The 14,191-nt window shown below is 54.6% G+C and carries 11 protein-coding genes; 6 read left to right on the forward strand and 5 right to left on the reverse strand.

The genetic code is table 11. The features are described from left to right. Window positions 1-15 precede the first annotated feature (15 nt). The 3 genes from HCX89_RS11795 (at window position 16) to HCX89_RS11805 (ending at window position 3,419) form a co-directional block, all read left to right on the forward strand. Window positions 16-543 (forward strand): nucleoside deaminase, encoded by a 528-nt coding sequence (locus tag HCX89_RS11795; protein ID WP_052678628.1) that lies wholly within the window; start codon window positions 16-18, stop codon window positions 541-543. Continuing rightward, window positions 540-1,868 carry an MFS transporter gene (locus tag HCX89_RS11800; RefSeq protein ID WP_144191757.1) on the forward strand — a complete coding sequence of 443 codons (1,329 nt, stop codon included), beginning with the start codon at window positions 540-542 and terminating at the stop codon, window positions 1,866-1,868. Before HCX89_RS11795 ends, HCX89_RS11800 begins: the two co-directional genes overlap by 4 nt. Window positions 1,869-1,979: 111 nt before the next feature. Then, window positions 1,980-3,419, forward strand: a complete 1,440-nt coding sequence (locus HCX89_RS11805) for an amidohydrolase family protein (RefSeq protein ID WP_167716151.1) — start codon at window positions 1,980-1,982, stop codon at window positions 3,417-3,419. On the opposite strand, the gene zapE is transcribed toward HCX89_RS11805, so the two are convergent. After that, entirely contained in the window at window positions 3,390-4,508 is a 1,119-nt protein-coding gene (gene zapE, locus HCX89_RS11810) for a cell division protein ZapE (RefSeq protein ID WP_167716153.1), read from the reverse strand. The genes HCX89_RS11805 and zapE overlap by 30 nt on opposite strands. Before the next feature lie 184 nt (window positions 4,509-4,692). Between zapE and HCX89_RS11815 the strand changes: the two genes are divergently transcribed. Together HCX89_RS11815 and HCX89_RS11820 are read left to right on the forward strand one after the other, a co-directional pair. Continuing rightward, complete coding sequence (locus HCX89_RS11815; protein ID WP_144218536.1) at window positions 4,693-5,034, forward strand: FKBP-type peptidyl-prolyl cis-trans isomerase; 342 nt, start codon at window positions 4,693-4,695, stop codon at window positions 5,032-5,034. Window positions 5,035-5,134: 100 nt separating this feature from the next. Beyond that, window positions 5,135-5,956 carry a M14 family metallocarboxypeptidase gene (locus HCX89_RS11820; protein WP_025890080.1) on the forward strand — a complete coding sequence of 274 codons (822 nt, stop codon included), beginning with the start codon at window positions 5,135-5,137 and terminating at the stop codon, window positions 5,954-5,956. 68 nt (window positions 5,957-6,024) lie between these two features. On the opposite strand, the gene HCX89_RS11825 is transcribed toward HCX89_RS11820, so the two are convergent. The 3 genes from HCX89_RS11825 to HCX89_RS11835 all read right to left on the reverse strand — a co-directional run bounded on the left by HCX89_RS11825 (window position 6,025) and on the right by HCX89_RS11835 (window position 10,930). Continuing rightward, entirely contained in the window at window positions 6,025-6,939 is a 915-nt protein-coding gene (locus HCX89_RS11825; RefSeq protein ID WP_025890079.1) for a L,D-transpeptidase family protein, read from the reverse strand. 111 nt (window positions 6,940-7,050) lie between these two features. After that, entirely contained in the window at window positions 7,051-8,571 is a 1,521-nt protein-coding gene (norR, locus tag HCX89_RS11830; protein ID WP_045283115.1) for a nitric oxide reductase transcriptional regulator NorR, read from the reverse strand. Window positions 8,572-8,656: 85 nt separating this feature from the next. Next, entirely contained in the window at window positions 8,657-10,930 is a 2,274-nt protein-coding gene (locus HCX89_RS11835; protein ID WP_107005572.1) for a nitric-oxide reductase large subunit, read from the reverse strand. A 514-nt stretch (window positions 10,931-11,444) separates the two neighbouring features. Here HCX89_RS11835 and HCX89_RS11840 point away from each other — a divergent pair. Next, the gene (locus HCX89_RS11840) at window positions 11,445-13,169 is read left to right on the forward strand and encodes a potassium/proton antiporter (protein ID WP_025010370.1); all 1,725 of its coding nucleotides are present in this window, start codon (window positions 11,445-11,447) and stop codon (window positions 13,167-13,169) included. A gap of 57 nt (window positions 13,170-13,226) precedes the next feature. On the opposite strand, the gene HCX89_RS11845 is transcribed toward HCX89_RS11840, so the two are convergent. Beyond that, the gene (locus HCX89_RS11845; protein ID WP_045283114.1) at window positions 13,227-14,150 is read right to left on the reverse strand and encodes an LpxL/LpxP family Kdo(2)-lipid IV(A) lauroyl/palmitoleoyl acyltransferase; all 924 of its coding nucleotides are present in this window, start codon (window positions 14,148-14,150) and stop codon (window positions 13,227-13,229) included. Between the last annotated feature and the right edge of the window lie 41 nt (window positions 14,151-14,191).

Below are 14,191 nucleotides of genomic sequence, written 5' to 3' on the forward strand. Positions count from 1 at the left end.
CCTGGAAGCCACAGAATGAAAGCAACACTCACAAGCATGCCGCTGACAGAAGCCGATCTAATAGAACACTTGGTGATCAAGGCCAAAGATAATCTGCTGTCCGGCGCCAGACCCTTTGCCGCCCTGTTGCTGAAAGACGGGGAGATTATTGCACAAGGTGTCAACCGAGTCGCAGCCGACTGCGACCCTTCGGCTCACGCCGAAATGCAGGCCATACGTGCGGCGGCCAAGTCATTAGAGACGACACAACTCGATGGTGCCGTGCTCTACGCCAGTGGTCACCCTTGCCCCATGTGTTTGGCTGCCGCCTTGATGGCAGGTATACGTGAGATACGCTATGTATTCGATAATCACGATGCCGAATTCTGGGGATTCTCCAGTGAAGCCAGCTATGGTTTGCTGGGTTTGGAGAGCCAAAAGCTTGCACAAAGCCCGGGGTTTACCATTCGTCGTTGTCAAAGCTCCTTTGAACCTGCCTGGCTCTATGGCGCTTTGGCACATGATGCTCAGGCAAATCCAGCTGGGGATAGCGAAGAGCAATGACACTTCAACAGCCGTATTTGACCAGGCTGAAAGCAGTGGCTCTGCTGCTGTTATTGTTTGGTGGTGCACTGGCGTTGAGGCCTTTTCTGACATCGCCCGGGCCTTTGCTGGTACAGCTCAGTAGCGAGCTTGGTATTGAGGTGCAGGCTCTGGGATGGCTGACCTCAATGCCCATGTTGCTGATGGGAGTTGGAGCACTGACTGCCCCTTGGCTACCTAAAAGGCTCTCCAGCTTGCCCGGTGTGGCTCTTAGCCTCGGCTTGCTGACTTTGGCGCTGGTACTCAGAGCAAGAGTTACTATGCCACTGCTTTGGCTCTCCACCTTGCTGGCCGGGCTTGCCGTAGCTTGGATGCAACTGCAGTTACCAGGGCTTATCAAACAGCATTTCGCCGGACACTTGCCGGTATTAATGGGGGGATACTCGGCGCTGTTGATGGGCGGCGGCGCTCTGGGCGCTGGAGTCACCCCTTGGTTGATGACGCTGTTTTCAGAGGGGGCTTCGGTGTTGGCATTGTGGGCGCTGCCTTGCATACCTGTATTGTTACTCGCACTTTGGTTGGCCAGGCGTGACTCTCAACCGGCTGTTTCCAGAGTTGCACCTCTGACTGAAGGCTCTATTGTGAGTACATCAGGGGAGGATAATCCCGCGCCCGCTAAACCAAGCTTGCCATGGCGCCGGGCGAAGGCCTGGTCTTTGTTGCTGAGTTTCGGGCTTATCAATGGAGGCTATGCCAGCCTGGTGGCTTGGTTACCGCTCAGCTATCAGAAACTGGGCATGTCTCAGCTTGCAAGTGGGCGGCTGGTGGCCCTGATGGCGCTGGCACAGATGTTTTCAGCCCTGACGTTGCCGCTGCTGGCAGGTCGTTTCGCCGGCAAGCAAGCAAAAGCCGACCGCCGTCCCTGGTTGTGGTTGGCTCTTATCGCGCAATTAGTAGGCTTTATGGCCTTGGCTTTGTGGCCTCAGGGCGCCCCTGTGCTTTGGAGTCTGCTGCTTGGCGTGGGGCTTGGCGGCAGCTTTTCACTTACCTTGCTCCTGGTGCATGAAGAATACCGCGGCGCCGAGCAGACGGCCGGCCTCAGTGCCATGGTGCAGGGCGGCGGCTTCCTGCTGGCGGCGCTGCCTCCCTTGATCTTACCGCCCTTGTTGCTTGATGGCGCAGCGCCTGTGATGCAGAGCAGTACCGATTTTGCTCCACTGTGGTTGTTGCATTGGTTGTTTGTCTTGGTGGTGACCGTGCTTTGTTTTGGTTTTGGTCCATCAGGTTTGCCTGCGCGCCGGGTGACAGATGAGCAGCAACGAGTTTCCAAGGTTCATGCTCAATAAGGCCGAAATCATTCCTCGGCAGGAGAGGTTGGCGTTGTAACTCTCCAGAGACCTGGAACTGTTGATAACAATTTGTTTATTAGACCTAAAATAATAATTAAGGAAGCCGGAATGTCATTGAAAAAACTGTCGCTGTTATGTCTCTTGGCCACATCATTTCCCCCGCCGCTGCAGGCCAAACCCCATGAGTGGCTGCTGACCAATTTCAGTTTGCTGGATGTGGAGCAGGGGCGTTTGCTATCAGGTAAACAACTGGCGATCGATGAGGGGCGGATCAGCGCCATTGAAGACAGCTCTGCCAAGTTAACGGCTGAGCGCACTGTGGATCTTCAGGGCGGCATTTTGATGCCATCTTTGTGGGACATGCATGTGCACTTCGAAGGCCGGGAACTGGTGGAGGACAATGCCCTGTTACTGCCGCTTTACTTAAGTTACGGCATTACCGCGGTGCGTGAAGCGGCCAGCGATCTGGCGCCGGAAGTGCTGTTATGGCGTAAACAGATTGAGTCCGGTAACCGTTTGGGGCCGAAAATTTTCAGCGCCGGGCAGAAGTTTGAAGGTCCGGACTCTGTCTGGAATGGCGATCTGGAAGTGGCCGACGGCGCCGAAATGCGTCAAGGCATGGACAAGCTTGAAAGTATGGCGGTCGACTTTATCAAGATCACTGAAAATACCATGCCGGCGGCTCTCTATCTGGAAACACTCAAAGAGGCCCGTGCCCGTGGACATCTGGTATCCAGCCATATTCCCTATGGGGTCAGCATTTTCGAAGCCGCCAAGAGCGGGCTGTCCAGCATAGAACATGCTTCATATGTACTTAGGCTGGGAAATGCCCAAGAGCCTCAAATTGCTGCTGCGGTTGCGGCCGGACGTATGAGCACTAAGCAGGCGAGTCAGGCGTATCGTGATGGGTTCGACCCGGAGCAGGCGCAGCTGGGTTACCGCATGTTGGCAGCCAAAGGCGTTGCCGTGACACCAACCTTGATTGGCGGCCACCAGTTGGCCTGGCTCGATACTCAAGATCACAGCCAAGATCCTTTCATGGCGTTTCTGACCCGAGCTTTTACCGAAAAATATCGTTGGCGAATTGAGCGTATGGGAGCGCAAACACCTCAGCAGTGGCAGACACGTAAGCAGCATTATCAAGCGCTGGCTGCCGAGTTGCCAAAACTGTTGCAGGCCGGGGTTACCCTGCTGGCGGGCAGCGATTCTGCTGCGCTCAACACTTATGTTTACCCCGCCGAAGGGCTGCACACTGAGCTGCAACTCTGGCAACAGGCCGGGGTGAACAATGCCGATATTCTGCGCTCGGCTACCATTAATGGCGCCCGCTTCATGGGCCAGAGCAAGGACTATGGCAGCATTGAAGTCGGCAAAAAGGCAGAACTGCTATGGCTGCAGGACAATCCGCTGCAGGACATAGGTGCCACTCAATCGATAAGAGGGCTCTTCTATCGCGGTACCTTGTTTGATAGCAAAGCGCTGGACGCTATGCGTACCGAGGCGGCCGAGTCAGTGCGCCTATTGGATAACGCCAGGCGCCAGCTCTGAGCTGCCCAGCATCTCGGTTAAGCGGCTATAGGTGCGGCGAAACTCGAAGCTGAGGGCGCCGCCCTGATAAAGCTGCTCCAGTGGTACTTGGGCATGCAGCACCAGTTGTTTACCCCTGTCATAAAACTCATCTATCAGGGCGATAAAGCGCCGGGCGGCATCATCCTCCGGAGCATAACTGAGTTTTCTATCGCCTGTGCTGACGGCTTCGGCAGCATCTTCGGTGCCGCGGGCGCGGATCCAGCCGCGGCGCTCACCGCCAAGCCTGGGCACATGGCTCAGCAGCAGAGTATCCAGTGTTTCGGCCAGCTCCATATAATCCAGAGTGGATCTCGGCCCTTCGCAGAGCTGATCGAAGCGAAACCAGGCCAGTGATTGTGTGGCTTCCATGGCTTGGAAAAAAAGCGCTCTGCCCATGATGTTGAGTTGCCCTGGACCCGAGGCGTTTTTTGAAAACCACTGGCTGAAGTCAGGTTCATTGCCAAGCTGAAGCAGGGGAAGTGCCGCCTGGGCATGGGGCGCGCCTTTGGTGAGGCGATGGTCCTGCTCGCCATTGAGGTGCAGCGATTCCATCTTCTGTTGCAACAAGTCGATAGTCGGTAAAAAGCGCTCTCGCTGCAGGCCGTTTTCATAGAGGCGCTCGATTGGCGTATTGGAAGTGCTGACCAGCATAACGCCACGGTTAAACAGGCCTTCGAGTAAACGTCCGAGAATAATGGCATCGCCGATATCCGAGACGAAAAACTCATCGAAGCATAACAGGCGGCATTCTTTGGCCAGTGTGGCGGCAATCTGATCCAAAGGCTCACGGGTGCCGCTGATGCGGTTCAGATCTCTGTGAACCCTGGCCATAAAGTGATGAAAATGCAGTCTGAGCTTGGGTTGCCCCTCGACGGCATTGAAAAAGAGATCCATCAACATGGTCTTGCCGCGGCCGACATCCCCCCACAGGTAGAGCCCGGGGACTTTGTTTCCCTGACCGAGCGCCTGAAAACGCTGATCAAGCGCTGCCAGCGCAGGCAACTGGGCGGGGTCTTGCTGCCAAGGGCCTTGGGCATAGCGTTCAGAGAGTGAAATTGTGTGCTTCATTCTGGACGTCTCATCCTGTGACTGTTATTTAAGTGCCATATAAGTGCCGCGGGCGGCCAGTATAGCAAGGGCTTGAGCCTGAAGGAAAAGTGCCTGCCATGCCGCTTCATCTATTCATGGAATAGTGTTCAGTTCCTTTTACGGCTAAGATGCGCCTTTTGAGCCATAGGTTGAGGAACAAGCCATGACGGCAGAATTGGCAATCATAGATATTGAGGAAGGTCAGGGCAAAGCCGCGATGAAAGGAGCGCTTATTACGGCTCACTACCGAGGTTGGTTGAGTGACGGTACTCAATTTGATTCTTCCTGGGACAAGGGCCGTCCCTTTCAGTGTGTCATTGGCACAGGGCGGGTGATCAAGGGCTGGGACCTGGGTTTGATGGGGATGAAGGTCGGTGGCAAACGCCGACTCAAGGTTCCGGCACATTTGGCTTATGGCGAACGCCAGGTTGGGGCGCTGATCAAGCCGAATTCGGATCTTGAATTTGAAATTGAACTGCTGGAAGTCCTGACCCGCGACGATTGAGTCCAGGGCTTTTGAGCGCTATTGGCTCAGATGGATTTTGTTTTTATATAAAGCTGATATTATAGCTTTGCCCTTCATTCATCTGAGTCATAAAAGCACTATGAGCCGTTCCCCCTTCGCATCTTTTCAATGGCATTCAGACATTTTTGCCTGCGACAGTACGGATATCGAACATTTCTATGCCCAATTGCAACAGGAAGTTGATCGTCTGCAGTTGGGGCGCAAGAAGCTGGGCGAAATAGGTGATTATCCACTGGAGCTGTATCAGTCGCCCTCAGCGACGGCGGAGCTGCCCTCTGTGTTGATCAGTGCCGGATTCCACGGTGAAGAGGCTGCCGGCCCTTGGGGGATGCTGCATTTCCTCAGTGAACTGCAACAGGATATTTTCGAGCGAATTAATCTAAGCTTGTTGCCTTTGGTCAACCCCACTGGCTTTGCCAAGGGGCACAGATTCAATAAGTTCGGTGAAAACCCCAACCGGGGGTTTTTACAGCCCAAAGAGGGCGAAGCCAGTTCACCTTCGGTTGAAGGCAAGCTGCTACTGGAATATGGCCAACTGCTGCAGGGCGCCAGCCGTGAAGGCATATTGACCTGTCATGAAGATGTGTTGCAGCAGCACACCTATATCTATTCTTTTGAGCCCAGACAATCACCCGGCCAGTTCAGTTTGCAGCTGCGTGATACTCTGGGGCGTTTCTTTGATATTGCCGCCGATGGTGATATCGATGGCTGTCCGGTGCAAGACGGGGTCATCTTCAACCACTTTGATACTTCGTTCGAGGCCTGGCTGGTTCGCACCGGTGCCAAGGTGGGTGTTTGCAGTGAAACACCGGCAACCCAGAACCTGGATCAGCGAATTCTGGCCAACAGCGCCGTGATGCACGCCTTTGTGCAGCAGCAGTTGGCTCCCATCAAGGGGTAACAGCCAAAAGCGATACCGCTCAAAAGCAAGACCCCAGCCTAGGCTGGGGTCTTGCTTTTGAAAGGCTTTCAGGGATTGAGGCGGGTCGGAATACCGCTTCTGTCATCCAACAGGCGTTTGAGCACGGTCGAATCGGTGTCGGCATGGGCGATAAAGCGGCTGATGGCCGGGGTCATCTTCAATACCACAGGTGCGGTGGATTCAAACTCGGCCTCGGTGCGCGACAGCGGCTGATGCACTTCCAGATAGCGACCGCCATCAGGCTCCAGGCTGGCCTTTATCGGCTGATTGACAAACTGTACCCGGGTGCCGTTGGGCACAGTATTGAACAGATGCTCGATATCCTGATTACGCAGGCGGACACACCCCTGGCTGACACGCAGGCCTATACCGAAGCTGGCATTGGTGCCGTGAATGGCATACAGGTTACCGATATAAAGCGCATACAAGCCCATGGGGTTATCCGGGCCTGCGGGCCAGACCTTGGGCAGGGTGATACCGTTGGCGGCATATTCCTTGCGGATCCTGGCCGTTGGGGTCCAGGTGGGGTTGGCGCGTTTGCGATAAACCTTGGTCACCCAGTTTTCCGGGGTATCCCGACCTATCTGGCCTATGCCTATGGGTAAGACCTGTACCGTATTGCTGTCTTTGGGATAGTAGTAGAGGCGCATTTCGGCCACGTTTATCACTATCCCCTTACGGGGGGCATCCGGCAGGATCAGCTTGTGAGGGATCAGCAATGTGCTGCGGGGCTTGGGAAGAAAAGGGTCGACCCCTGGGTTGGCCTCGGTCATGTTGGTCAGCCCCAGTTGATATTCGTCGGCAACACTCTCCAGTGTGCGCTTGTCATCGGGCACCACATAATACTGGTTGTCACCGACGATACTGCTGCCCTCTGGCGGCAGAGGATATTCAACGGCCTGCGACAGGCAGGCGGGAAGCAACAGGCCCAGTAACAGGGCGAGGCGGGGAATTCTTGTCATAGGATATTTTTCTTCATTAAACGCTGTCAGTCGCCATGGTTTCAGGCATCAGAGTCGAGCAGGCATCCTTACCTTTTCCGGCGCAGATTTCAACAGATTGCGGCAAAAAAACTATTTCAGTTGCAGGCGTTTTGCCAGTCGATGCAGGTTGCCAGGGTCGACACCCAACTCGCGGGCACTGGCGGCCCAGTTGTATTGGTGCCGTTCCAACACACTGCGCAGCAGCTGTCTTTGGAACTCCGCTGTAGCTTGCTTGAGCGTGATGGCTTCTGCAGGCACTGTGGTGTCCAACTGGCGCGGCAGCGCACTTGGAGAGGGGCTCTTTGACTGCAACTCACCCAGTTGCAACTGGCATTGGTTATGGTCACTGGCGGCGCGCGCCAACACGCTGGCACGGTGCAACAGGTGCTCCAGTTCCCTGACGTTGCCGGGCCAGTCGTTGGCCAGCAGCCAGGCTTCCGATTCGGCGGACAGACTCAGGCGCTCCAGCCCCAGCTTGCTGCGGCAACGTTCAAGAAAATGCCCGGCAAGCAGCAGTATGTCGCGGCCCCTTTCTCTCAGTGGCGGCACAAGTAGCGGGAAAACACTCAGCCTGTGGTAGAGATCGGCGCGAAAGCGGCCTTCAACCACCTCGGTTTTGAGATCCTTATTGGTGGCGGCGATAACCCGCACATCCACTGTCAGGCTTCTATCTTCGCCAACCCGTTGCAGATCGCCGTATTGCAGCACCCTGAGTAACTTGGCCTGCAGCGGTAGGCTGAGCTCGCCTATCTCGTCGAGAAACAAAGTCCCCTTGTCGGCCAATTCAAACTTACCGGCGCGATTGCTGATGGCGCCGGTAAAGGCGCCTTTGACATGACCGAAGAGTTCACTCTCGGCGACCGACTCTGGCAGGGCGGCGCAGTTGAGGTACACCAGAGCCTTGTTGCCTCTGGGCGAGGCGGCGTGTACTGCCTTGGCAACCAGCTCCTTACCCGTGCCGGTTTCACCGAGGATCAACACGTTCAGGTCGCTGGGAGCGACCACGGCAATTTCCCGCTTCAGCGCCAACATCTGCGGGCTTTCCCCCAGAAGTTCACTGTGGCCGGTTTCCGGCAGCGGTTGACTCTGGCTCTGTAGCGACAGGCTTTCCAACTTATCCAGCAGCAGGGCATTGCCGAGGGAGGCGGCGGCGATGGCGCTCAGGCTTCGCAACTCTTCATCGCTGAAATCGTCGAACTGGCAAGGGTCCAGACCATCTATGGTCAAGGCGCCTATCAGTTGTTCCTTGTCCAGCAGCGGCAGGCCGATACAGGCATGCACCTTGAGCTTATCTGTGTGGGCGGCTATCAGGCCATCGTAGGGATCCGGCAATTGGCTGTCTGCCGGAAAGCGCACCAGATCGCCGGCGCGGGCGATGGCCTCCAGTCTCGGGTGCTCTGTGATGTTGAAGCTGCGACCGAGTACATCGGCCCTGAGGCCGTCGATTGCCAGTGGGATAAAGCTATTGCCCTGAAATCGCAGCAGAGCGGCGGCATCACAATGGAGATTGTCCCGTACCGTCGCCAGCAGACGGCTGAATCTGTCGCTGTTTGGCAAACCTGAGGTGATATCCAGCGCGATACGGGTGAGATCGGAATGGCTGAGTGGCATAAGCTGACCTGAATAAAATCCCTGGGGTGAGTCTACCCCAGGGACAGTGGAATGTCATTTTGACATTATTTTTCAGTGTGAGTGGCTAGTGACTGGTAGCAATGGCCAAGCGTTTGGCCTTGACCGCCTGTCGCAACAATCCCAGCAGGAAGGCGCCCAGCAATAAACCGCCGACGGAGAAGATGATGTCACCGAACATCCGCATCCATACCAGGCGTTCTACCAGCGGGCTGTGGATCACCTCTGCCGAGCGGGCAAACCAGTAGCCATGATCCAGCACGGCAAAGAACTGCACTATGCCCACCGGCAGCAATGACAGGAACAGCATGGCGGCCAGTCCCAGATTCAGGCTCCAGAATGCCCCCTTGAGCCACTTGTCTTCCCAGCGCAGTTTACCGGCAAGTCCTGACAGGCAGAACAACATCAGGCCTATCCCCAACATGCCGTAGACTCCCATAAAGGCGCCGTGGGCGTGGGTGGCAGTGGTATTCAGCCCTTGAATGTAATAGAGGGCAATCGGTGGATTGATCAGGAAGCCCAGTACACCGGCGCCCACCAGATTCCAGAAAGCGGTGGCAACAAAGAACATGATGGCCCAGTGATAGCGTTGCATCCAGGGAGCGGCCCGGCGCAGGCGATAGCTTTCCACCGCTTCAAAACCGATAAGGGCCAGAGGCACCACTTCCAGCGCCGAGAAGATAGCGCCCCAGGCGATGACCGAAGTGGGTGTGCCGGTGAAATAGAGGTGATGCAGTGTGCCTATCAGGCCTCCGGTCAGGAAGATCAGGGTAGAGAAGAGTACCGCACCATTGGCACTGCGGGCACGGATAAGCCCAAGACGCACAAACATCAGGGCGATAACCGAGGTGGCAAAGGTTTCAAAGAAGCCTTCAACCCACAGATGTACTACCCACCAACGCCAATATTCGGCGATGGCAAGGTTAGTGTGTTTACCCATAAACAGCCCGGCACCATAGAAGAGGCCGATAGCAACACAAGAGGCGTAGAGTACCCAGAGCACAGGCTTTAGCTCAGATTCCTGTTTCAGGGCGGGCAACATAGCGCGGCTCACCAGCGCCAGCCAGATCATCAATCCGGCCAACAGCAGCAATTGCCAAACCCGGCCGAGATCTATGTATTCATATCCCTGGTGACCGAAGAGGAAGTTGTTGTCCAGTGAGAAGTATTGTTGTACCCCCAGCCATTCACCGGCCATGGAGCCCAGCACCACTACCAGCAGAGCGACCCACAATAGGTTGACACCGAAGCGTTGATATTTGGGCTCGTGGCCGGAAAGCGCCGGTGCGATATAGAGCCCGGTACCGAGCCAGGCCGTCGCTATCCAGAATACTGCCAGTTGAGTATGCCAGGTGCGGGTCACTGAATAAGGCAGGATCTCACTCAAGGGAATACCGTAAAACTCCTGGCCCTCAACCGCATAGTGCGCCGTGACGCCACCGAGCAGTATTTGCAGCAGAAATAGGCCGATAGCGGTAATGAAGTATTTACCCGTGGCCTTTTGTGAAGGGGTGGGTTTGTGTCTGAACAGGGGATCTTCAGTGGCAGGAGCTGGCAGGGCTTCATGTTTGCCGGCGGCATGATACCAAACCAGGGCACCGATACCGGCCAGCAGAGTCACTATGCTCAGAATCGACCAGACGATATTGTCTGATGTCGGTGTATTGCCCAGTTGTGGATCGTAGGGCCAATTATTGGTGTAGCTGTAATTGGCATCCGGGCGCTCGGTCACTGCGGCCCAAGCGCCCCAAAACAGGAAGGCATTGAGCTGTTGACGGCGCTCGGCAGAACCTATGGTATTGGTTTTCATCGCATAGGCTTCCCGAAGCTCATTCAGCGCGGGATCGTCACCAAACAAAGATTGATAGTGCTGACTCACTTGCGCCATGGCGGCGATACGGGTGTCGGAAAGCACCACCCGGGTGTGACCTCTCTCGTCTGTAGTGACAGTGTTATGGCGCAAATCGTCCCTTAAAGCTTGCTCCAATGCGGCCTGAGCACTCTTGTCCAGGCTATTGAAAGGCTTGTTGTATGTCTCCTTGGCTCGAATATCCAGCCAGGCTTCGGCCTCACGGTGTAGCCAGTCTGCGGTCCAATCCGGAGCCACATAGGCGCCATGGCCCCAGACTGAGCCAAGTTGATGTCCGCCCATGGAGCGCCAAACCAACTGCCCTTGTTCTATGTCCTTGTCGCTGAAAACCACTTGGCCCTGGCTGTCGCTATAGACATCGGCAATCGGTGGTTTTTCCCGATAGATTTCACTGCCGATACTGAGAAGTACAGTGAAAGAAGCGACCAACACAAGTAACAGTGCGATCAGGGTGAATTTTTGTCTGCTCATTGGCATCCCTCTGACAAAGTCTATTTGATAGGTTTTCCTACATAGAGCAGCCAACGTGCCAACTTTTATTCTTGTTTTTAATCAGTGCATTACTTGTTTGTGTGTTTTTGATGGTGTCATCTTGATTGTGTTTAAAGTGTCTTTTTAACATTGGTAGCTGTCATTATGACACTGGTTGTTTGTCCAGAGGCCATAACTGATATCTTGACGAGAATTCTTGGATTTCAAATTCTTTAATTATTTGAAAAAATAAAGTTTTTTTCATTAATTTGAGTTTATGTTTCTTTGGGTCAAGATTTGATGTTTTATAGGTAAATTTTCCATTTTTTAAGGGTTTACCTGGCTTCTTTTACTGGTCTTTTTCGCTGGCAGTAAAAATAAGTCAACTGTTTCTACTGAAAAATAACCCGAATTAATGATATAATCCCGTCTGTAACCCACGTGTTTTCCGGAGTCTCGTTAGAGCCAGGTTTCTCTTTTATTAGCTTCCCCGCATTTTCAACTGGAGGGTCATTTGAACGCAGATATCATCAACAGCTTTTTCCTTGTCGGGGCCTTGCTTATTGCAGTCAGCGTGCTGCTCAGCCCATTGTCTTCGCGACTCGGTATTCCTATTTTGGTGGTATTTCTGGCGGTGGGTATCTTTGCCGGTGAAGATGGCCCAGGCGGCATAGTATTCAATGACTATTCAGTTGCTTATTTGGTCAGCAACCTGGCTCTGGCGGTTATTCTGCTCGATGGTGGCATGCGTACCCGGGTTGCCAGTTTCAGGGTGGCATTGTGGCCGGCCTTGTCATTGGCCACTTTTGGGGTGGCGTTAACCACCACGCTGACAGGTTTGTTGGCTGCCTGGTTATTCGATCTCAATTTACTCCAGGGCATGTTGGTGGGAGCCATTGTCGGTTCGACCGATGCCGCGGCGGTATTTAGCCTGCTTAAAGGCAAAAACGTGAATGAGCGTGTCGGTTCGACACTGGAAATCGAATCCGGTTGTAACGACCCCATGGCTGTGTTTTTGACCGTGACTCTGATTGCCATTCTCGGCAGCAGTGGCGATGAACTCTCGGGCAGCTATTTGGCACTGAGCTTTATCAAACAGTTTGGCCTGGGCGGGATCCTCGGTGTCGGCGGCGGTTGGCTGTTGTGGCAGGTTATCAATCGCAATCAATTGCCGGAAGGCCTCTACTCCATTTTGGTGCTGAGTGGCGGACTGATGATCTTCGCTATCTCCAATGCCCTGGGAGGCAGTGGTATTCTGTCTATTTATCTGGTGGGTCTATTTCTCGGTAACAAGGCGACCCGTGGCAAACACTCGATTCTCAACGTGCTCGATGGTATGACCTGGCTCAGTCAGATAGGCATGTTCCTGGTACTGGGACTCTTGCTGACGCCATCGGATCTGAAAGATATCGCCTTACCGGGTTTGGCACTGGCGTTCGGGATGATCTTTCTGGCGCGGCCGATTGCGGTTTGGCTCAGTTTGCTACCGTTTCGCAGCTTCCATGACAGAGACAGATGGTTTATCTCCTGGGTCGGGCTGCGCGGCGCAGTGCCCATTATTCTGGCGGTATTTCCCATGATGGCGGGGCTGCCACAAGCGCAGCTTTACTTCAACCTGGCCTTCTTCGTGGTGATGGTTTCCTTGCTGCTGCAGGGCAGTACCTTGTCCAAGGCGGCGCAGCTGGCCAAGGTGGAGTTGCCACCCAAACCGGCACCTATTTCCCGCGCCGGGGTGGAAATTTATCCCACCAGTGAATGGGAGATATTTGTCTATCGTCTCAGTGAAAATAAATGGTGTATCGGTGAGCCTCTGAGGCGTCTTGCCATGCCGGCGGGAACCCGGATTGCTGCCGTATTTCGCAATAACGAACTGTTGCACCCTTCGGGGAGTACCAGGCTGATGGCCGATGACATTCTTTGTGTGCTGGGGCAAGAGGACGATTTGGAGCCTCTGAGTCAGCTGTTCAGTGAGGCGCCAGAAAAACGCGAGGCGCCCCGCTTCTTTGGTGACTTCTTTATTTCAGTGGATGTGATGCTGGCCGATATGGCACCGATTTACGGCATGCAGCTGGAACCCGAATATGAGCAGATGCGGGTTGCCGACTTACTGCTACAGCAACTCGGCAGTCACCCTGTAGTGGGGGATCAATTCCTCTGGCAAGGGCTGGACTGGATAGTCGCCGAGGTGCAGGAAGGGACAGTCAGCCGGGTTGGTTTGAGATTGCCCTCTGAAGACTGAAAAAAGCGAAGAACGAAGAAATGCCGACCTTGAGTCGGCATTTTTACGGCTACTTTCTCAATAGAGCGAGGGATCACTCTCATTGGGGCGGGTCTTGAACCTGCGGTGCAGCCACATGTACTGCGCCGGATTACGGCTGATCAACTGCTCGACAATGCCGTTACCGCGTTTGGCGTCTTCCACCTCATTTTCGCCGGGGAAGTTATCCAGCGGCGCCTGGATCTCTATGTTGTAACCCGTATCGTCGGTGTTGCGCTCAACAAAGAAGGGCAGCACTTTGGCTTTACCCAGCTTGGCCAAAGTGGTGCCGCCGGTGATGGTGGCAGCATCGGGAACGGCGAAGAAGGGGATAAAGATGGCGCTGGAGCGGCCAAAGTCCTGATCTGCTGTGTACCAAATGACATCAGGGTTACGCAGGCAACGCACCATCTGCCTTAGATCCCGCTTGGGAACCAGCGCCTTGTTTGAACGCAAACGGCCCTTCACCTGCAGATATTCCATTACAGGGTTGTTGTGGGGGCGGTACACACCAACCCCGGGCTGAAATTGGCCAAATATTCTTGCACCCATTTCCAGCGGCAAGCAGTGAACCGCAAACAGAATAACTCCCTGACCGGCAGCCAGTGTCTGCTCCACATGCTCCTGGCCCTTTATCTGCATGTGCTTCTGCACTTTGTCGTTGCTCCACCACCAGGCATTGATGGTATCGAAAATCGCTTTGCCGGTTTCCTGGAAATTACGTCTGAGCAGCGTCTCTCGCTCGGCCTCACTCATTTGTGGAAAACACAACTCCAGGTTGCGTTTGGCGGTGTTAACCCGGCTTCCGGCCAGCTTCATTGCCAGCAGACCTATGCCACTGCCAAGCTTCATCTGCCACTTGAGAGGCAGTAGGAGGGTCAGCCTGGCCAGACCGACAGCCAGCCACAGCAACCAGAATTTAGGGTGATACAAGTGAGCGGAAAATTGTGCTTTCTCTACCAAAACGATAAACCCGTTTACAGGAAAAATTACCGCATATTCTA

Source organism: Shewanella sp. Iso12, from assembly GCF_012030025.1.
Classification (GTDB): domain Bacteria; phylum Pseudomonadota; class Gammaproteobacteria; order Enterobacterales; family Shewanellaceae; genus Shewanella; species Shewanella algae.